Source organism: Streptomyces sp. NPDC086147 (assembly GCF_040702165.1).
Taxonomy (GTDB): domain Bacteria; phylum Actinomycetota; class Actinomycetes; order Streptomycetales; family Streptomycetaceae; genus Streptomyces.
Genome location: NZ_JBFBJO010000005.1, coordinates 208,387 through 227,286 on the forward strand (window position 1 = coordinate 208,387; position 18,900 = coordinate 227,286).

An 18,900-nucleotide genomic window follows, 5' to 3' on the forward strand; every position below is an offset into this window, starting at 1 on the left:
ATGCTCCTTCAGAGATGGCGGCGTCGGGCGGTGACGTGCCGGTCGTACTCCTCCCGGGCCTTGACCGCCGACGGGCGGGTCGAGGTCTCGGCCACGGGCACATCCCACCACGCCGCGGCCGGGGGCGGGCCCGACACTGTGTCGGGCGTTTCGGTCTCGACGTAGACACATGTGGGAACGGTCGCCGCCCGTGCGTCCGCGAGGGCTTCCCGCAGGTCACGGACGGTGCGGGGGCGCAGCACCCGCATGCCGAGGGAGGCGGCGTTGGCGCCGAGGTCGACGGGGAGCGGCGGTCCGGTGAAGCCGCCGTCCGCGTCCCGGTAGCGGTAGTCGGTGCCGTACCGCTCGGCGCCGACGGCCTCCGAGAGGCCGCCGATGGAGGCGTACCCGTGGTTCTGGAGGACGACCAGCCTGAGCGGCAGGCGCTCCTGCACGGCGGTGACGATCTCGGTGGGATTCATCAGGTACGTCCCGTCGCCGACGAGCGCCCAGACGGGCCGGCCCGGGGTGGCGAGGAGGACGCCGATCGCGGCGGGGATCTCGTATCCCATGCAGGAGTAGCCGTACTCGACGTGGTACTGGTCGGCGGAGCGGGGCCGCCACAGCTTGTGGAGGTCGCCGGGGAGCGATCCGGCGGCGTTGATCAGGATGTCGCTCCCGTCGACCAGGGTGTCGAGTGCGCCGAGGACCTGTGTCTGGGTGGGCCGGGCGTCCTCGTCGGGGACGGCGTACGCGGCGCCGACCCGGCGCTGCCAGTCGCGCTTGGCGGAAGCCCACTCCTCCGGGTCCCGCGACCGGTGGCCGTCCAGCGCCCCGGTGAGGGCGGTCAGGCCCTCGCGGGCGTCGGCGACGAGCGGCAGCGCGGCCTGCTTGTGGGCGTCGAAGCCGGTGACGTTGAGGTTGAGGAAGCGGGCGCCCCCGGGGAAGAGGGTCCCGGAGGCGGTGGTGAAGTCGGTGTACCGGGTGCCGACGCCGATGACGAGGTCGGCGGTGCGGGCCAGGGCGTCGGCGGTCTCCGTACCGGTGTGGCCGACGCCGCCGACGTCGCAGGGGTGGTCGTACGGCAGGACGCCCTTGCCCGCCTGGGTGGTGGCGACGGGCAGGCCGGTCCGCTCGGCGAAGGTCCGCAGGGCCTCCTCAGCGCCGCTGTACCGCACGCCGCCGCCCGCGACGACCAGGGGCCGCTCGGCGGCCTTCACGGCCCGTACGGCCGCGTCGAGTTCGTCCGCGTCGGGGCGGGGGCGGCGGACGCGCCAGGTCCGCTCGGCGAAGAACTCCCCGGGCCAGTCGTACGCCTCCGCCTGCACGTCCTGGGGCAGGGCGAGGGTCACGGCGCCGGTCGCGGCCGGGTCGGCGAGGACCCGCACGGCTTCGAGGGCGGCCGGGACCAGGGCCTCGGGGCGGACGACCCGGTCGAAGTACGCCGAGACGGGCCGCAGGCAGTCGTTGACGGACACGTCGCCCGCGTAAGGGAGTTGGAGCTGCTGGAGGACGGGGTCGGCGGGCCGGGTCGCGAAGGTGTCGCCGGGGAGGAGCAGGACGGGAAGGTGATTGATGGTGGCGAGGGCGGCGCCGGTGACGAGGTTGGTGGCGCCGGGGCCGATGGAGGTGGTGACGGCGTGCGCGGAGAGCCGGTTCGACTGCCGGGCGTAGCCGACGGCGGCGTGCACCATGGCCTGCTCGTTGCGGCCCTGGTGGAAGGGCATCGGGGAAGCGTTCTCCACGAGCGCCTGGCCGATCCCGGCGACGTTCCCGTGGCCGAAGATCCCCCAGGTGGCGGCGATCAGACGGCGGCGCTCGCCGTCGCGCTCGGTGTACTGCGCGGCGAGGAAGCGCACGAGGGCCTGGGCGGTGGTGAGCCGGACGGTGCTCATGCGTGCCTCCGCGTGCGCTCCGGGGTCGGGCGTGCACGGCTCATGCGTGCCTCCCCGTGTCCTGCGGGGCCGGCCGGACGGTGCTCGTGCGTACGCCTTCGTTCACGCGTACCCCTCCGTGTGCTCCGGGTGGAAGCTGATCCTCCACTCCCGTTCGGGCCCAGGGCCCGCCATGACGTTGAGGTAGTAGAGGTCGTGGCCCGGCTGGGCGATCGAGGGGCCGTGCCAGCCGTCGGGGACGAGGACGGCGTCGCCGTCGCGGACCTCGGCGAGCAGGTCGGCGCCGCCGGGCCGGGAGGGCGAGATCCGCTGGTAGGCGAGGCCGTGCGGACCCTCGACCTCGTAGTAGTAGATCTCCTCCAGGACGGATTCGGCTCCGGGGCGGTGCTCGTCGTGCTTGTGCGGCGGGTAGGAGGACCAGTGGCCGCCGGGCGTGACGACCTCGACGGCGATGAGCCGGTCGCAGCCGAAGGCGTCGGCGGAGGCGAAGTTCCGCACCTCGCGGGCGCGGTCGCCGCTGCCCCGGGTCTCGACGGGAACCTCCGGCGCGGGGCCGTAGCGGGCGGGGAGTCGTCGCTCGCACTTCGCTCCTGCCAAAGCGAAGCGGCCCCCCGCGCCGGAGGCGATCTGGGTGTGGGCGTCGCGCGGTACGTAGGCGAAATCGGTCACTCCGTCGAACACGCTCGCGCGCCCCCGGAGTTCGAAGATCCCGCCGTCGACGCGCACGCTACAGGCACCGGCGAGGGGAAGCACGGTCCATTCGGAATCCCCGCTCGCGAAGGAGTGGAGCTCCCCCGGCCCGAGGGTGAGAACCCGGAGCGCGGAGTACGTCCATCCGGCCCGCTCCGGGTCGACGTCGACCGCGTACGGGCCCCGGGCGGCGGTCCCGGCGGGGAGGTGCAGGGAGGCGGGACGGGCGGCGCGGTGGGCGTCGGGCCGGCCGTCGGAGGGCTCGGGGCTGGGGCTCATGGCGGACATCCCTACCCCTTTTCCGGAGGTGTTCCCGTACCGGTCGCACCCGTTCCGTCCGCGCCCGCGCCGGTCGTCCCCGTTCCGCCCGCGCCGATCGTCCCCGTCCCCCTGGCCAGGGCCTCCGCGATCTCCGCCGGGTCCGGCATGGCGGAGGAGCAGGCGAGCCGGCCCGCGACGATCGAACCGGCGGCGTTGGCCCGGCGCAGGGCCTCTTCGAGGTCCGGGCCGGCGAGGAGGCCGTGGACGAGCGCCCCGCCGAACGCGTCGCCCGCGCCCAGGCCGTTGACGACCTCCACCGGCAGCGGCGGCACCTCGGCGCGGGTGCCGTCGGCGGCGAGCGCGAGGACGCCCTTGGGGCCCTGCTTGACGACGGCGAGCCGGACGGTGCCGCCGTCGGAGGCGAGCAGGGCGCGGGCGGCGGCCTCCGGGTCCCGCTCCCCCGTCGCGACCTCGCACTCGTCGAGGTTGCCGACGGCGACGGTGGCGTGGCGCAGGGCCTCGGCGTAGTGCGGGCGGGCCTCGGCCGGGTCCGTCCAGAACATCGGCCGCCAGTCGAGGTCGAACACGGTGGTCCCCCCGGTGCCGGACCTGGCCCTCAGCGCCTCCAGGGTCGCGGTGCGGCTCGGCTCGGCGCACAGGCCGGTGCCGGTGGCCCAGAAGACCCGGGCGGCGCGGATCGCTCCGAGGTCCAGCTCGTGCGGGTGGATCTCCAGGTCGGGGGCCTTGGGCAGCCGGTAGAAGTAGAGCGGGAAGTCGTCGGGCGGGAAGACCTCGCAGAAGGTGACGGGCGTGGGGTACGCGGCGGCCTCCGTCACCCAGCGGTCGTCCACGCCGAAGCCCTCGAGCTCCCGGTGCAGGAAGGTGCCGAAGGGGTCGGCGCCGGTGCGGGAGACGAGCGCGGTGCGCAGGCCGAGCCGGGCGGCGGCGACGGCCACGTTGGCCGGGGAGCCGCCGAGGAACTTGCCGAAGCTCTCGACCCGGTCGAGTCCGACGCCGGTCTGGAGCGGATAGAGGTCCACGCCGAGGCGTCCCATGGTGATCAGGTCGTACGGCTCCGTCTCCACGCGCCTCCTTCCGCTCCCGGCCCCGTCCCCAGGTCTAATCCCCTACCCGGAGGGTGTCAACGACATGTCCGGACATACGGACCACCGGCGCGCTTGACGGTGTCCCCGGCCCCGGTCAGGGTGGCTGTCATGACGAAGCCGTCCCCGCAGCCGTCGTCCCGGCCGTCCCCGTCTTCGATGCCGCCCCCGTCCTCGGCGCCGTCCAGGATCCGGGTCGGGTCCGCTCCGGACTCGTGGGGCGTGTGGTTCCCCGACGATCCCCGGCAGGTGCCGTGGCAGCGCTTCCTCGACGAGGTGGCGGGCGCCGGGTACGAGTGGATCGAGCTCGGCCCGTACGGCTATCTGCCCACCGATCCGGCGGTGCTCGCGGAGGAGACCGCCCGGCGCGGTCTGCGGGTCTCGGCGGGGACGGTCTTCACCGGCCTGCACCACGGCCCGGACGTCTGGGACCGGACCTGGGCGCACGTCGCCGAGAACGCGGCCCTGGCGCAGGCGATGGGGGCGGGCCACCTGGTCGTCATCCCGTCGTTCTGGCGGGACGACCGGACGGGCGAGGTCCTGGAGGATCCGGTCCTGACCGCCGGTCAGTGGCGGGACCTGACCCGGCTCACGGAGCGGCTGGGCCGGGAGGTGCGCGAGCGGTACGGGCTGCGGATCGTCGTCCACCCGCACGCGGACACGCACCTGGACGGCGAGGAGAGCGTGACGCGCTTCCTGGACGCCACCGACCCGGAGGCGGTCTCGCTCTGCCTGGACACCGGGCACTACGCGTACGCCGGCGGGGACAGCGTCGAGCTGATCGAGACCTACGGCGAGCGGATCGGCTACCTCCACCTGAAGCAGGTCGACCCGGCGGTCCTGGCGGAGGTGGTGGCCGCGGGGACGCCGTTCGGCCCGGCGGTGGCGCGGGGCGTGATGTGCGAACCGCCGTCCGGGGTGCCCGCCCTGGAGCCGGTGCTCGCCGCCGCCCGCGCCCTGGACGTGGACCTCTTCGCCATCGTCGAGCAGGACATGTACCCGTGCGATCCCGAGGTCCCGTACCCGATCGCCCTGCGCACCCGGCGCTTCCTCCGCTCCTGCGGAGTGTGACCGGGGCCGTGCCGCCCGCCTACCGCACCGGTCCGGGGCGGCGCACGCGGACACACCGGCGGTCCGATGCGTCACTTCCGTCACGTACGTCCCTTCTTCGTCACGCTTTTCTCCGTTACGCGGCCTTCCCGTCACAGGCGCGTGACAGCCGTTCCCCTGCTGTCTGAAGGGGTCGTTGCAGGGGGCACAGGCTCAGTGATCGCCGACGCCCACCCGCAGCGCCCCCGAACGGCACCCCCGCCGCCGCTGCGCGGTGCGCAGGGAGGTACCAGGCATGACGGACAAGAGGCTCTGGTCGTACAAGGACATCGCGGCGCACATCCGGGTGCAGCCGGACACCGTCCGCTCCTACCGGAAGCACGGACTGCTCCCGCCGCCCGACCACGTCGAGTCGGGCAAGCCCTTCTGGTACGCGGACACGATCCGCGCCTGGGTCGCGAGCCGCCCCGGCAACCGGAGCCGCCGCGACTGACCCCGTCCCCCGCACATACGCCCGACGCCGGGTCCCGGATCCCCCTCCGGGACCCGGCGTCCTGTCATGACGGGCCCGGCGTCCTGTCGTAACGGGCCCGGCGTCCTGGTGTGACGGGATCAGCGGGCGCGTGGCGGGATCAGCGGGCGGCGCTGTACTCCTTGTCCCTGCCCTCGGCGGTCTCCTCCGGGGCGGCGGGCCCGGCCGGGGCGTCCGACTCGCTGAGGCCGAAGCGGTCGTGGAAGCGGCGCAGCGGCCCCGGGGCCCACCAGGTGAAGCGGCCGGTCAGCTTCATCACGGAGGGGACGAGGAGGCTGCGGACCACCATCGCGTCCATGAGGACGGCGAGGGCGACCCCGAGGCCGAGCATCTTGGTGTTGGTGACGCGGGCGGTGCCGATGGCCACCATGACGACGGCGAGGATGACGGCGGCGGCGGTGATCAGGCCGCCGGTGCGGCTCAGGCCGAAGCGGACGGAGTGCTCGTGGTCGCCGGTGGCGTCGTACTCCTCCTTGATCCGGGAGAGCAGGAACACCCCGTAGTCCATGGAGAGTCCGAAGGCCACGCAGAACATGAGCACGGGCAGGGTGGTCTCGATGTCGCCGGTGGGGGTGAAGCCGAGGAACCCGGCGAGGTGCCCGTCCTGGAAGACCCAGACGACGGCGCCGAACATGGCCGTGAGGCTCAGGGCGTTGAGGACGACGGCCTGGACGGGGATGACGACGCTTCCGGTGAGCAGGAAGACCAGGAGCAGGGTGACGAGGACGATGGCGCCCGCCGCCCAGGGCAGCCGCTCGGCTATGGCGTCCTTGGAGTCGGCCAGGACGGCGGCCGGACCGGTGACGGAGATGTCGAAGGGCGCTTCGGCGGCCCGCAGCTCTCCGACGACCCGCTGGGCCCCGGCGCCGACGGCCTCGCCGTCGGGCACGACGGTGAAGTAGGCGCGGGCGGAGGCGCCGCTGCCTGCGGCGACCGGCCCGTCGGCCCGGCCGACGCCGTCGATGACCTCGATGCGTTCGCGGAAGGCCGCGTACTGGGCGGGGGTGGCCGGGCCCTCGGCGAGGACGGTGATCCTGCCGCCGGGGTCGCCGGGGAAGCCGTTCCGCAGCTCGTCCTGGACGATCCGGGAGGAGGCGGTGACGGGGAGCTGGCGGTCGTCGGCCGTACCGAACTTCACACCGAGGAAGGGCAGTCCGAGGAGGACGAGCCCGGCGGTGGTGAGGACGGCGAAGACGGGCGCCCTGCGCATCACCAGGCCGGCGGCGCGCGCCCAGCCCGCTCCGGCGGCGTCCTTCCGGGGCTCCCGGCCGCGCCGGACCAGGCGCCGCAGGTCGAGGGCGTCGACCCGGTGGCCGAGCAGCACGAGGGCCGCCGGGAGCAGGGTGAGGGCGGCGGTGGCGGCGAGGAGGACGACCGCGATCCCGGCGTACGCGAAGGAGCGCAGGAAGTACTGCGGGAAGACCAGCATCGCGGCGAGCGAGACGGCGACGGTCAGGGCGGAGAAGAGCACGGTGCGCCCGGCCGTGCGCAGGGTGGTGCGGACGGCGGTGCGCGGGTCGGCGCCGGCGGCGAGCTCCTCGCGGTAGCGGCGGACGACGAACAGGGCGTAGTCGATGGCGAGTCCGAGGCCGAGCGCGGTGGTCAGGTTCTGCGCGAAGACGGAGACGTCGGTGAACTCGGTGAGGCCGCGCAGGATCGCGTTGGTGCCGAGGATGGCGACGATGCCGACGCCGAGGGGCAGCAGGGCGGCGACGGCGCTGCCGAAGACCATGACGAGCAGGACGAGGGTGAGGGGCAGGGCGATGAGCTCGGCCCGCAGCAGGTCCTCCTCGATGAGCGTCTGCATCTCGTGGCGGACGGCGAGCTCGCCGCCGAGCGCGACCTCGACGGGGCCGTGGACGCCCCGGTAGGCGGGGGCGATCCGGTCCAGGAGCTCCGCGGCCCCCTTCTCCTCGCCGGTGATCCGGGCGGCGATCACAGCCTTGCGGCCGTCCTCGGAGCGCAGGGCGGGCGAGCCGGTGGACCAGTAGGAGCCGACGCCCTCGACGCCCGGTTCGGCGGCGAGCCGCTCGGCGAGCCGCCGGGCCTCGGCGGCGACGGCCGGCGCGTCGGTCCCGGCCGTGCCGGAGTCGACGAGGAGGAGCAGGTTGGGCCGGGAGCCGGGGAAGTGCCGCTCCAGGGCCTCGGACGCGTACGTGGACTCGGCGGCCGGGTCCTCCCAGCCGCCGCTGCCCATGCGGTCCGCGACCCCGCCCCCGGCCAGGACGGCGAGGGCGGTGAGCACGAGGGCCACGAGCAGGGTGAGCCGGGGTCGCGCGGTCACGAACCGCGTCCAGCCCCCGGTCCGGGGCCCGGCCGCAAGGCCGTTCCCCGACCCGCTCCCGGGTCTGCCCCCACCTGCGGTTTCTCCTCCGCCACCGGACCCGCCGGGTGCGGTTTTCTTGACTTCGGCCATGACGCGGTGTCCCCTTCACCTGACCCGTGCGCTCACGCTTCCCGGCAGGACGCACGGGTCCCCCATTGCCATAAACTGGCAAACACGAGCGATCACTCGCGTTTCCCAAGAATGCGAGCGACCTCTCGCATTTGTCAAACGGGTCGAGGAGAGCTGGGGACAGCCATGTCCGAAGAACCGAAGCCGCGCCGCCGCCAGGCGCGGGGCGAGCGACGCATCGCGCAGTTGCTCCAGGCCGCCGCGGACGTCTTCTGCGCGAACGGCTACACGGCGACCAGCACCAACGCGATCGCCCGCGAGGCGCACGTCTCGCCCGGCACGCTCTACCAGTACTTCCCGAACAAGGAGGCCATCGCGATCGAGCTGGGCGGCCGCCTGCTGCACGACATGCGGGAGGCGCACGGCCAGGCGTTCACGGCGGAGAACCTCGCCCTGCCGCTGCCCGAGCTCCTGGACGCGGTCATGGACCCGCTGATCGAGTTCAACTGCGCCAACCCGGCCTTCCTCGCCCTGATGCACGGCTCCGAGATCCCCGGCCGGATCGCCGAGGAGCACGACGAGCTGCACGCGACCCTGCTCACCCGGGTGGAGGGGGTGATCGGCCACTACGCGCCCACGCTGTCCGCCGCCGAGCGGGGCCGGATCGCGGGGATGACCTTCGCCGCCTTCAAGGGGGGCCTGAGCCTCGTCCTCGCCGCACCCGAGGGGCCCGAGCGGGACGCCACGGTCGCCGAGCTGAAGACGCTCCTGCTGCGCTACCTCTCACCCCTGGTCGAGGAGCGGCCCGACGCGGCGGAGCCGGGGGCGACACGGTCCGGCGCGAGTGGAATTCATACCCCCTAGGGGTATAAAATCGATCCCGTACGGCTCCGAACCCTACGAGGAGAACGCCATGGCCGCAGAGACGAAGAACGAACTCACCACCGTCTACCAGGTCAAGGGCATGACCTGCGGGCACTGCGAGGGCGCCGTCTCCGGCGAGATCTCCGGCCTCCCCGGCGTCACCTCCGTCACGGCCGTCGCCAAGACCGGCGAGGTCACCGTCGTCTCCGACGCCCCGCTCGACCGCGAGGCCGTGCGCGCCGCCGTCGACGAGGCCGGCTACGAGCTGGTCTGACCGGAGGCCGGCCACCGGCCGGCCCGACCGCCGGACCGCCGGCGCCCCGCGGGGTCGTACCGTTACCGGGTACGGCCCCGCTCCCGTTTGGAACCGCTGATGACGTCCACGATCACCGAGCTGACGATCGGTGGCATGACCTGCGCCTCCTGCGCCGCCCGCGTCGAGAGGAAGCTCAACCGGCTGGACGGGGTGACCGCGACGGTCAACTACGCCACCGCGAAGGCGCGGGTCGAGCACCCGTCGGACCTCCCGGTCGGCGAGCTGGTCGCCACCGTCGTGAAGACCGGCTACACCGCCGAGGAACCCCCGCCGCCGGACCCCGGGCCCGATCCCGTACGGGAGGACCCGGAGGATCCCGCGTCCGGCCCCGTACGGGAGGACCCGGAGGACCCCGAGCTGACCTCCCTCCGGCAGCGGCTGACCGTCTCCGCCGTCCTCGCCGCGCCCGTGGTCCTGCTCGCGATGGTCCCCTCGCTCCAGTTCGACAACTGGCAGTGGCTCTCGCTCACCCTCGCCGCCCCCGTCGTCGTCTGGGGCGGACTGCCCTTCCACCGGGCCGCCTGGACCAACCTCCGGCACGGCGCCGCCACCATGGACACCCTCGTCTCGGTCGGCACCCTCGCCGCCTTCGGCTGGTCCCTCTGGGCGCTCTTCCTCGGCGACGCGGGCATGACCGGCATGCGGCACGGCTTCGACCTCACCGCGGACCGCTCCGACGCCTCCTCCGCGATCTATCTGGAGGTCGCGGCCGGGGTGGTCGCCTTCATCCTGCTCGGGCGGTACCTGGAGGCCCGCGCCAAGCGGAAGGCGGGCGCCGCGCTGCGGGCCCTGATGGACCTCGGCGCCAAGGACGTGGCCGTCCTCAGGGACGGCGCGGAGGTGCGGATCCCGGTCGCCGGGCTGCGGACCGGCGACCTCTTCGTCGTGCGCCCCGGGGAGAAGATCGCCACCGACGGCACCGTGACCGAGGGCGCGTCGGCGGTCGACGCCTCCCTGCTCACCGGCGAGTCGCTGCCGCTCGACGCCGTCCCCGGCTCGGCCGTGACCGGCGGCTGCGTCAACGTCTCGGGCCGGCTGGTCGTCGAGGCGACCCGGGTCGGCGCGGACACCCGGCTGGCCCGGATGGCGAGGCTCGTCGAGGAGGCGCAGAGCGGCAAGGCCGCCGTCCAGCGGCTCGCCGACCGGGTCTCGGCCGTCTTCGTGCCGGTCGTCCTGCTGCTCGCGCTCGGCACCCTCGCGGGGTGGCTCCTGGCGACGGACGATCCGACGGCCGCGTTCACGGCCGCCGTAGCCGTCCTGATCATCGCCTGCCCGTGCGCCCTGGGCCTCGCGACCCCGACCGCGCTCCTGGTCGGCACCGGCCGGGGCGCCCAGCTCGGCATCCTGATCAAGGGCCCGGAGGTCCTGGAGTCCACCCGCCGGATCGACACGGTCGTCCTCGACAAGACCGGCACGGTCACCACCGGCCGCATGCGCCTGGCCGGGATCCGGGTGTACGGCGGGACGTACGGCACCGAGGGCGCCGACGAGGACGGGCTGCTGCGGCTCGCGGGCGCCCTGGAGCACTCCTCCGAGCACCCGGTGGCCCGCGCGGTCGCGGAGGCCGCCGCCGAGCGGTGCGGCCCGCTGCCCGTGCCGAAGACCTTCGAGAACGTCCCCGGGCTCGGGGTGCGCGGCTCGGTCGACGGCCGGCTCGTCGTCGTCGGGCGCGCCGCCCTGCTCGCGGCGGAGGGGATCGAGGTGCCCGCGGCCTCCGAGCCCGGCGTCGTCCACGTCGCCTGGGACGGGGTGGCCCGGGGCACCCTGACCGTCGCCGACACCGTCAAGGACACCAGCGCCGAGGCGGTCGCCCGGCTGCGCGCCCTGGGGCTGCGGCCGGTGCTGCTCACCGGGGACCACCGGGCGGCGGCGGAGGCCGTGGCGGACGAGGTGGGCATCGACGAGGTGATCGCCGAGGTGCTGCCCGAGGGGAAGGCGGAGGTGATCCGTCGGCTCCAGGGCGAGGGGCGGACGGTCGCCATGGTCGGGGACGGCGTGAACGACGCCGCCGCGCTCGCCACCGCCGACCTGGGACTCGCGATGGGTACGGGCACGGACGCGGCCATCGAGGCGGGCGACCTGACCCTGGTCCGGGGCGACCTGCGGGTCGCGGCGGACGCCGTCCGGCTCTCCCGGCGGACCCTGGCCACGATCCGGGGGAACCTCGGCTGGGCCTTCGGCTACAACGTGGCCGCGCTGCCGCTCGCGGCGGCCGGACTGCTCAATCCGATGATCGCGGGACTCGCGATGGCCTTTTCGTCCGTGTTCGTCGTCTCCAACAGCCTGCGGCTCCGACGGTTCGCATGAGTTCACCTACACGTGATGCACAGGACCTTCACACCGAGACCTAGATCACAGATATTGTGGGGTAACCATCTGGGCTGTTCGTGGGTCTAAGTGGGCGATGCCGAGAACGTCTTGGGGGACGTTCATGGGATGTCTTGGGGGACGTTCCAGGCAAGCGTTGGCCGGGGCACGTGCACCGGGGAGCTTTGAGCGGCCCTCCCGTACGTACCCCGGCAGACCGCGTCGCGCCCGATCCGCGCAGCCACCGGCTGACGCCGGCAGACGCCCGGCCCGGATCCCGTGGGGGGAATCCGCACCGGGGGATATGGGAAGCGCCCCGCTCGCCGACCCGTGGGGGGATCGGGGAGCGGGGCGCTTCTCGCTTTCCGGTGCGCCGCCGCGGAGGGCTAGCGGGCCTCGACCGGGACGAAGTCGCGCAGGACCTCGCCCGTGTAGATCTGGCGCGGGCGGCCGATGCGGGAACCCGGCTCCTTGATCATCTCGTGCCACTGGGCGATCCAGCCGGGAAGGCGGCCGAGCGCGAAGAGCACGGTGAACATCTCGGTCGGGAAGCCCATGGCGCGGTAGATCAGACCCGTGTAGAAGTCCACGTTCGGGTAGAGGTTGCGCGAGACGAAGTAGTCGTCGGAGAGCGCGTGCTCCTCCAGCTTGAGCGCGATGTCCAGGAGCTCGTCGGACTTGCCGAGCGCCGAGAGGACGTCGTGCGCCGCCGCCTTGATGATCTTGGCGCGGGGGTCGAAGGACTTGTACACCCGGTGGCCGAAGCCCATCAGGCGGACGCCGTCCTCCTTGTTCTTCACCTTGCGGATGAAGGAGTCGACGTCGCCGCCGTTGGCCTTGATGCCCTCCAGCATCTCCAGGACCGACTGGTTGGCGCCGCCGTGCAGCGGACCCCAGAGGGCCGAGATGCCGGCGGAGATCGAGGCGAACATGTTCGCCTGCGAGGAGCCGACCAGGCGCACGGTGGAGGTCGAACAGTTCTGCTCGTGGTCCGCGTGCAGGATGAGCAGCTTGTCGAGCGCCGAGACGACGACCGGGTCGAGCTCGTACTCCTGCGCCGGGACCGAGAAGGTCATGCGCAGGAAGTTCTCGACGTACCCGAGGTCGTTGCGCGGGTAGACGAACGGGTGGCCGATCGACTTCTTGTACGCGTACGCCGCGATCGTCGGCAGCTTGGCGAGCAGCCGGATCGTGGAGAGGTGGCGCTGCTCCTCGTCGAACGGGTTGTGGCTGTCCTGGTAGAAGGTGGACAGCGCGGAGACCACCGAGGACAGCATCGCCATCGGGTGGGCGTCCCGCGGGAAGCCGCGGAAGAAGTTCTTGACGTCCTCGTGGACCAGCGTGTGCTGCGTGATCTCGTTCTGGAAGGTCGACAGCTCGTCGACCTTGGGCAGCTCGCCGTTGATCAGCAGGTACGCCACCTCCAGGAAGGAGGAGCTCTCGGCCAGCTGCTCGATGGGGTAGCCGCGGTACCGCAGAATGCCCTGCTCACCGTCGAGGTAGGTGATCGCGGATTTGTAGGCGGCGGTGTTGCCGTATCCGCTGTCCAGGGTGACCAGACCGGTCTGGGCTCGGAGTTTCCCGATGTCGAAGCCCTTGTCACCGACGGTGCTCTCGACCACCGGGTAGGTGTATTCACCGTCCGCGTACCGCAGTACTACAGAGTTGTCGCTCACGTCATCCCTCACCGACGTAGTGCCTCTTCTTCGAGGTGCCCTGACTGTCTCTACCATCCCCCATTTGGCTCAGGAGAGTGCACTCGGGGTCGACCATTGGGCCAATTGGAGGCACTCAGTGCCGCCAACCTTCATATCCTGCCCCCTTCGCCCCGGTTCCGGTACCCCTCCGTGATCTTTCACACGAGGGCGGGCCCTGTGAGGCGGTGGGCGAGTGCGGTAAAGCGGCGGCCCGCCGAGACCGTGCGCACCGCCTGGGCGATCGCACGGCGGGAGCCGACCAGGACGACCAGCTTCCGGGCCCGGGTCACGGCCGTGTAGAGCAGGTTCCGCTGGAGCATCATCCAGGCACTCATCGTGACCGGAATCACCACCGCCGGATACTCGCTGCCCTGCGAGCGGTGGATGGTGACCGCGTACGCGTGGGCGAGTTCGTCCAGCTCGTCGAAGTCGTAGGGCACCTCCTCGTCCTCGTCCGTCCGCACGGTCAGGCGCTGCTCGACGGGGTCCAGGGCGGTCACGACACCGACGGTGCCGTTGAAGACACCGTTGGCCCCCTTGTCGTAGTTGTTGCGGATCTGGGTCACTTTGTCACCCACCCGGAAGACGCGCCCGCCGAACCGCTTCTCCGGGAGGTCCGGACGGGCCGGGGTGATGGCCTGCTGGAGCAGTCCGTTGAGCGCGCCCGCGCCCGCCGGGCCCCGGTGCATCGGGGCGAGGACCTGGACGTCCCGGCGCGGATCGAGGCCGAACTTGGCCGGAATGCGGCGGGCCGCGACCTCCACGGCGACCCGGGCGGCGTCCTCGGTCTCCTCCTCGGCGAAGAGGAAGAAGTCCGGCAGGCCGTCGGTGCGCGGGGGCGTGCCGGCGTTGATCCGGTGCGCGTTGGTGACCACGCCGGACTGCTGGGCCTGCCGGAAGATCCGGGTCAGCCGGACCGAGGGCACGGGGCTGCCCGGGGCGAGCAGATCGCCCAGGACCTCGCCCGCGCCGACCGAGGGGAGCTGGTCCACGTCCCCCACGAGCAGCAGGTGGGCGCCCGGGGCCACCGCCTTCACCAGCTTGTTCGCCAGGAGGAGGTCCAGCATGGAGGCCTCGTCGACGACGACCAGGTCCGCGTCCAGGGGCCGGTCCCGGTCGTAGGCGGCGTCCCCGCCGGGCTTGAGCTCCAGGAGCCGGTGGACGGTGGAGGCCTCGGCGCCGGTCAGCTCCGCGAGGCGCTTGGCGGCCCGCCCGGTGGGGGCGGCGAGCACCACCCTGGCCTTCTTGGCGCGGGCCAGCTCCACGATGGAGCGGACCGTGAACGACTTGCCGCAGCCGGGGCCGCCGGTGAGGACCGCGACCTTGCGGGTCAGGGCGAGCCGCACGGCCTCCTCCTGCTCGGGCGCGAGGGAGGCGCCGGTGCGGGTCGCGAGCCAGGCCAGGGCCTTGTCCCAGGGCACGTCCCGGAAGGCCGGCATCCGGTCCTCCTCGGCCCGCAGCAGCCGCCGGAGCTGCCCGGCGAGGGACAGCTCGGCCCGGTGGAACGGGATCAGGTACACGGCGGTGACCGGCGTCCCCTCCGGCCCCGGCACGGTCTCCCGCACGACCCCCTCGGGGTCCTCGGCCAGCTCGCCCAGGCACTCGATGACGAGGCCGGTGTCGACCTGGAGGAGCTTCACCGAGTCCGCGATCAGCCGCTCCTCGGGCAGGAAGCAGTGCCCCTGGTCGCTGGACTGCGACAGGGCGTACTGGAGGCCGGCCTTCACCCGGTCGGGGCTGTCGTGCGGGATGCCGACGGACTGCGCGATCCGGTCGGCGGTGAGGAAGCCGATGCCCCACACGTCGGAGGCGAGCCGGTAGGGCTGGTTCCTCACGACGGAGATCGAGGCGTCCCCGTACTGCTTGTAGATCCGGACCGCGATGGAGGTGGAGACGCCGACCTCCTGGAGGAAGACCATCACCTCCTTGATCGCCTTCTGCTCCTCCCAGGCGGCGGTGATGTTCCTGGTCCGCTTGGGACCGAGCCCCGGGACCTCGATGAGCCGCCCCGGGGACTCTTCGAGGATGTCGAGGGTGTCGAGCCCGAAGTGCCGGGTGATGCGGTCGGCGAAGACCGGCCCGATGCCCTTGACCAGGCCGGAGCCGAGGTAGCGGCGGATGCCCTGGATGGTGGCGGGCAGGACGGTCGTGTAGTTCTCGACGGTGAACTGCTTGCCGTACTGCGGATGGGACCCCCAGCGGCCCTCCATCCGCAGCGACTCCCCCGGCTGGGCGCCGAGCAGCGCGCCGACGACCGTGAGGAGGTCACCGGCCCCGCGCCCGGTGTCGACCCGGGCGACCGTGTAGCCCGTCTCCTCGTTGGCGTAGGTGATCCGCTCCAGGACCCCTTCGACCACTGCCGGACCGCGACCCTCGTTGGACATGTGTCGACCGTAGCGAAGGGGTCGGACAGGAGGGGGACGGGCCCGTGGAGAACCTTCGGTTCCGGATGCGGGAAGGGCCGCCTCCCGGAGCCGCCGCTCCAGGGCGCGGTCAGACCTCCAGGAAGCGCCGCAGCGTCTCCTCCAGGACCTCCGCGCCGTCCCGGATCCACAGGTCGTCGTTGAAGAGTTCCACCTCCACCGGGCCCGTGTAGCCGGTCCGTTCCAGGAGGTCGGTCCAGGCGCGGAGGTCGATCGCGCCGTCCCCGAGCTGGCCCCGGCCGTTGAGGACGCCGGCCGGGAGGGGGGTGATCCAGTCGGCGAGCTGGAAGGAGTGGATGCGGCCGGTCGCGGCCGCGCGTTCCACCGCCGCCGGGGCCCGGTCGTCCCACCAGAGGTGGTACGTGTCGACCACCACGCCGACCTGCTCGGCGGGGAACCGTTCCGCGATGTCCAGGGCCTGGTCCAGGGTGGAGACCGCGCAGCGGTCGGCGGCGTACATCGGGTGGAGCGGTTCGACGGCGAGGCGGACGCCCCGCTCCCCCGCGTACGGGGCCAGTTCGCCGATCGCCTCCGTGATGCGGGCCCGGGCGGCCGGGAGGTCGGGGAAGGCGGGGGTGAGGCCGCCGGAGACCAGGACCAGGGTGTCGGTGCCGAGGGCCGCCGCCTCGTCGACCGCCGCGCGGTTGGACGCGAGCCGGTGGTCCGAGGTGAAGAAGCCGCCCCGGCAGAGGGTGGTGACCTCCAGGCCCGCCTCCCGCACGAGCGCGGCCGCCGCCTCGACCCCGTACTCCCGGACGGGTTCGCGCCACAGGCCCACGCCCCGGACGCCCAGGCGGACGCAGTGGGAGACGAGGTCGGGGAGGGGGAGCTGTCTGACCGTCATCTGGTTGACCGAGAAGCGCTCGGGGTTCATCGCGGGACTCCGTGGACCGTGAGGAGGGACCTCATCCGGGACTCCGCCAGCGCCGGGTCGGGGAACAGGCCGAGGCCGTCCGCCAGTTCGTAGGCGCGCGCGAGGTGCGGGAGGGAGCGGGCGGACTGGAGGCCGCCGACCATCGTGAAGTGGTCCTGGTGGCCGGCCAGCCAGGCCAGGAGGACGACGCCCGTCTTGTAGTAGCGGGTCGGGGGCCGGAAGAGGTGGCGGGAGAGGTCCACCGTGGGGTCCAGGAGCGCGCGGAAGGCCTTCGTGTCGCCCGTGTCGAGGGTGCGGACCGCCCGCGCCGCCAGGGGGCCCAGCGGGTCGAAGATGCCGAGCAGGGCGTGGCTGAAGCCCTGTGCGTCGCCCTCGATCAGCTCCGGGTAGTGGAAGTCGTCGCCCGTGTAGCAGCGGACGCCGTCGGGGAGGCGGCGGCGCAGCTCGACCTCGCGCCGGGCGTCCAGGAGGGAGACCTTGACGCCGTCGACCTTGTCCGGGTGGGCCGCGACCACGTCGAGGAAGGTCTCCGTCGCCGCGTCGAGGTCGGCCGAGCCCCAGTAGCCGTCGAGCGCCGGGTCGAACATCGGGCCGAGCCAGTGCAGGATCACCGGTTCGGAGGCCTGGCGCAGGAGGTGGCCGTAGACGTCGAGGTAGTCCTCGGGGCCCGTGGCGGCCTCCGCGAGGGCGCGGGAGGCCATCAGGACCGCCCGCGCGCCCGACTCCTCGACCACCGCGAGCTGTTCCTCGTACGCGGCGCGGACCTCCGGCAGCGTGCCGCGCGCGAGCTGGTCGGTGCCCGCGCCGCAGGCGATCCGGCCGCCGACGGCCCTCGCCTCGGCGGCCGAGCGCCGGATCAGCTCGGCCGCCCCCGCCCAGTCGAGGCCCATGCCGCGCTGGGCGGTGTCCATGGCCTCCGCGACCCCGAGGCCGTGGGACCAGAGGTGGCGGCGGAAGGCGAGGGTGGCGTCCCAGTCGACGGCGGCCGGGCCGTCGGGGGTGGTGTCGGCGTACGGGTCGGCGACGACGTGCGCGGCGGAGAAGACGGTGCGGGAGGCCGGGGGGCCGGCCGGGGCGAGCGCCAGGGGGTCGGTGCGGGGCTCGTAGGTCCGCAGACCGCCGCCGGGGGCGGGGAGGCGGAGCGTCATGGGGTCGTCTCCCGGGTGGCGGGGTGGCGGGTCGTCAGGGGGTCGTCTCCCGGGTGGCGGGTCGCCACGGGGGCGGTTCCGGAACGTCCGTTCGCCGGGGGCGGGGGCGTCGTCACAGCGTCACCTCCGGGACCTCCAGGCGGCGGCCCTCGGTCGCCGACCGCAGGCCCAGTTCCGCGAGCTGGACGCCCCGGGCGCCCGCGAGCAGGTCCCAGCGGTAGGGCTCGTCGAGGACCACGTGGCGCAGGAACAGCTCCCACTGGGCCTTGAAGCCGTTGTCGAAGCCGGCGTTGTCCGGGACCTCCTGCCACTGGTCCCGGAAGGACTCGGCGGCCGGGACGTCGGGGTTCCAGACCGGCTTCGGGGTGGCCGAGCGGTGCTGGACGCGGCAGCCGCGCAGTCCGGCGACGGCGGAGCCGTGGGTGCCGTCGACCTGGAACTCGACCAGCTCGTCGCGGTGGACGCGGACCGCCCAGGAGGAGTTGATCTGGGCGACGGCCCCGCCCTCCAGCTCGAAGATCCCGTATGCCGCGTCCTCGGCGGTGGCCTCGTAGGGCTTGCCGTGCTCGTCCCAGCGGCGCGGGACGTGGGTGGCGACGTGGGCGGTGACGGAGGTGACCCGGCCGAAGAGCTCGTGGAGCACGTACTCCCAGTGCGGGAACATGTCGACGACGATCCCGCCGCCGTCCTCGGCGCGGTAGTTCCAGCTCGGGCGCTGGGCCTCCTGCCAGTCGCCCTCGAAGACCCAGTAGCCGAACTCGCCCCGTACGGACAGGATCTCGCCGAAGAAGCCGCCGTCGATCAGGCGCTTGAGCTTGAGCAGGCCCGGCAGGAACAGCTTGTCCTGGACGACGCCGTGCTTGATGCCCCTCTCGGCGGCGAGCCGGGCGAGGTCGAGGGCCCCGGCCAGGTCCCCGGCGGTCGGCTTCTCGGTGTAGACGTGCTTGCCGGCGGCTACGGCCTTCCGGATCGCGTCGGCGCGGGCCGGGGTGACCTGCGCGTCGAAGTAGATGTCGACGCGCTCGTCCGCGAGGACCGCGTCGAGGTCGGTGGACCACTCGGTGAGGCCGTGGCGCCCGGCGAGGGCGCGCAGGGCGGGCTCGCGGCGGCCGACGAGGACGGGCTCGGGCCAGAGGACCTCGCCGTTCCCGAGGTCGAGTCCGCCCTGTTCGCGCAGGGCGAGGATGGAGCGGACCAGGTGCTGGCGGTGTCCCATGCGGCCGGTGACGCCGTTCATGGCGATGCGGACGGTCCTGCGTGTCACGGAAGGTTCCTCTCTCCGGGTGGGGCGTGCGCGATCGCCCGTGTTTCCCGCGTGCGATAGAAAGCGCTTTCTACAGACGGGGACGCTAGCCTGCCGACAACG

General features: G+C 73.2%; 14 protein-coding genes. 5 read left to right on the forward strand and 9 right to left on the reverse strand.

What is annotated here, in order from left to right; genetic code table 11:
* Positions 1 to 8: 8 nt before the first annotated feature.
* From iolD to iolC, 3 genes are all read right to left on the reverse strand, one after another.
* Entirely contained in the window at positions 9 to 1,874 is a 1,866-nt protein-coding gene (gene iolD, locus AB0398_RS14080; RefSeq protein ID WP_366374809.1) for a 3D-(3,5/4)-trihydroxycyclohexane-1,2-dione acylhydrolase (decyclizing), read from the reverse strand.
* A 102-nt stretch (positions 1,875 to 1,976) separates the two neighbouring features.
* On the reverse strand, positions 1,977 to 2,843 hold the full coding sequence (iolB, locus tag AB0398_RS14085; RefSeq protein WP_366374811.1) for a 5-deoxy-glucuronate isomerase: 867 nt from the start codon (positions 2,841 to 2,843) through the stop codon (positions 1,977 to 1,979).
* 11 nt (positions 2,844 to 2,854) lie between these two features.
* Positions 2,855 to 3,880 carry a 5-dehydro-2-deoxygluconokinase gene (gene iolC / locus AB0398_RS14090; RefSeq protein ID WP_366375230.1) on the reverse strand — a complete coding sequence of 342 codons (1,026 nt, stop codon included), beginning with the start codon at positions 3,878 to 3,880 and terminating at the stop codon, positions 2,855 to 2,857.
* A 207-nt stretch (positions 3,881 to 4,087) separates the two neighbouring features.
* Here iolC and AB0398_RS14095 point away from each other — a divergent pair, with 207 nt between their 5' ends.
* Together AB0398_RS14095 and AB0398_RS14100 are read left to right on the forward strand one after the other, a co-directional pair.
* Positions 4,088 to 4,999 (forward strand): sugar phosphate isomerase/epimerase, encoded by a 912-nt coding sequence (locus AB0398_RS14095; protein WP_366375232.1) that lies wholly within the window; start codon positions 4,088 to 4,090, stop codon positions 4,997 to 4,999.
* Between the two features lie 274 nt (positions 5,000 to 5,273).
* Positions 5,274 to 5,471 (forward strand): MerR family transcriptional regulator, encoded by a 198-nt coding sequence (locus tag AB0398_RS14100; RefSeq protein WP_121828166.1) that lies wholly within the window; start codon positions 5,274 to 5,276, stop codon positions 5,469 to 5,471.
* A 139-nt stretch (positions 5,472 to 5,610) separates the two neighbouring features.
* Here the strand turns inward: AB0398_RS14100 and AB0398_RS14105 are convergent, their stop codons facing one another.
* Complete coding sequence (locus tag AB0398_RS14105) at positions 5,611 to 7,926, reverse strand: MMPL family transporter (RefSeq protein WP_366374814.1); 2,316 nt, start codon at positions 7,924 to 7,926, stop codon at positions 5,611 to 5,613.
* A 165-nt stretch (positions 7,927 to 8,091) separates the two neighbouring features.
* Between AB0398_RS14105 and AB0398_RS14110 the strand changes: the two genes are divergently transcribed.
* The 3 genes from AB0398_RS14110 to AB0398_RS14120 all read left to right on the forward strand — a co-directional run bounded on the left by AB0398_RS14110 (position 8,092) and on the right by AB0398_RS14120 (position 11,392).
* On the forward strand, positions 8,092 to 8,769 hold the full coding sequence (locus AB0398_RS14110; protein ID WP_366374816.1) for a TetR/AcrR family transcriptional regulator: 678 nt from the start codon (positions 8,092 to 8,094) through the stop codon (positions 8,767 to 8,769).
* Positions 8,770 to 8,818: 49 nt separating this feature from the next.
* Positions 8,819 to 9,043 (forward strand): heavy metal-associated domain-containing protein, encoded by a 225-nt coding sequence (locus tag AB0398_RS14115; protein ID WP_366374818.1) that lies wholly within the window; start codon positions 8,819 to 8,821, stop codon positions 9,041 to 9,043.
* A 99-nt stretch (positions 9,044 to 9,142) separates the two neighbouring features.
* Positions 9,143 to 11,392 carry a heavy metal translocating P-type ATPase gene (locus tag AB0398_RS14120; protein WP_366374820.1) on the forward strand — a complete coding sequence of 750 codons (2,250 nt, stop codon included), beginning with the start codon at positions 9,143 to 9,145 and terminating at the stop codon, positions 11,390 to 11,392.
* Between the two features lie 386 nt (positions 11,393 to 11,778).
* On the opposite strand, the gene AB0398_RS14125 is transcribed toward AB0398_RS14120, so the two are convergent.
* From AB0398_RS14125 to AB0398_RS14145, 5 genes are all read right to left on the reverse strand, one after another.
* Positions 11,779 to 13,068, reverse strand: coding sequence for a citrate synthase (locus AB0398_RS14125; protein WP_366374822.1), 1,290 nt, complete (start codon positions 13,066 to 13,068; stop codon positions 11,779 to 11,781).
* A 179-nt stretch (positions 13,069 to 13,247) separates the two neighbouring features.
* Entirely contained in the window at positions 13,248 to 15,473 is a 2,226-nt protein-coding gene (locus AB0398_RS14130) for an ATP-dependent RecD-like DNA helicase (RefSeq protein ID WP_366374824.1), read from the reverse strand.
* Positions 15,474 to 15,582: 109 nt separating this feature from the next.
* Positions 15,583 to 16,386 carry a sugar phosphate isomerase/epimerase family protein gene (locus AB0398_RS14135; protein WP_366374826.1) on the reverse strand — a complete coding sequence of 268 codons (804 nt, stop codon included), beginning with the start codon at positions 16,384 to 16,386 and terminating at the stop codon, positions 15,583 to 15,585.
* Positions 16,383 to 17,534, reverse strand: coding sequence for a dihydrodipicolinate synthase family protein (locus AB0398_RS14140; RefSeq protein ID WP_366374828.1), 1,152 nt, complete (start codon positions 17,532 to 17,534; stop codon positions 16,383 to 16,385). The genes AB0398_RS14135 and AB0398_RS14140 overlap by 4 nt, the downstream gene beginning before the upstream one ends.
* Positions 17,535 to 17,646: 112 nt before the next feature.
* A complete protein-coding gene (locus tag AB0398_RS14145) occupies positions 17,647 to 18,798 on the reverse strand; it encodes a Gfo/Idh/MocA family oxidoreductase (RefSeq protein ID WP_366374830.1) in 1,152 nt (383 codons plus the stop codon).
* Positions 18,799 to 18,900 lie beyond the last annotated feature (102 nt).

Bases quoted from the DNA above. Each gene is read 5' to 3' on its own strand.
- iolD (WP_366374809.1), bottom strand. From the start codon at position 1,874: ATGAGCACCGTCCGGCTCACCACCGCCCAGGCCCTCGTGCGCTTCCTC.
- AB0398_RS14095 (WP_366375232.1), top strand. From the start codon at position 4,088: ATGCCGCCCCCGTCCTCGGCGCCGTCCAGGATCCGGGTCGGGTCCGCT.
- AB0398_RS14140 (WP_366374828.1), bottom strand. From the start codon at position 17,534: ATGACGCTCCGCCTCCCCGCCCCCGGCGGCGGTCTGCGGACCTACGAG.
- AB0398_RS14115 (WP_366374818.1), top strand. From the start codon at position 8,819: ATGGCCGCAGAGACGAAGAACGAACTCACCACCGTCTACCAGGTCAAG.
- AB0398_RS14135 (WP_366374826.1), bottom strand. From the start codon at position 16,386: ATGAACCCCGAGCGCTTCTCGGTCAACCAGATGACGGTCAGACAGCTC.
- AB0398_RS14120 (WP_366374820.1), top strand. From the start codon at position 9,143: ATGACGTCCACGATCACCGAGCTGACGATCGGTGGCATGACCTGCGCC.
- AB0398_RS14100 (WP_121828166.1), top strand. From the start codon at position 5,274: ATGACGGACAAGAGGCTCTGGTCGTACAAGGACATCGCGGCGCACATC.
- iolB (WP_366374811.1), bottom strand. From the start codon at position 2,843: ATGAGCCCCAGCCCCGAGCCCTCCGACGGCCGGCCCGACGCCCACCGC.
- iolC (WP_366375230.1), bottom strand. From the start codon at position 3,880: ATGGGACGCCTCGGCGTGGACCTCTATCCGCTCCAGACCGGCGTCGGA.
- AB0398_RS14130 (WP_366374824.1), bottom strand. From the start codon at position 15,473: ATGTCCAACGAGGGTCGCGGTCCGGCAGTGGTCGAAGGGGTCCTGGAG.
- AB0398_RS14105 (WP_366374814.1), bottom strand. From the start codon at position 7,926: ATGGCCGAAGTCAAGAAAACCGCACCCGGCGGGTCCGGTGGCGGAGGA.
- AB0398_RS14110 (WP_366374816.1), top strand. From the start codon at position 8,092: ATGTCCGAAGAACCGAAGCCGCGCCGCCGCCAGGCGCGGGGCGAGCGA.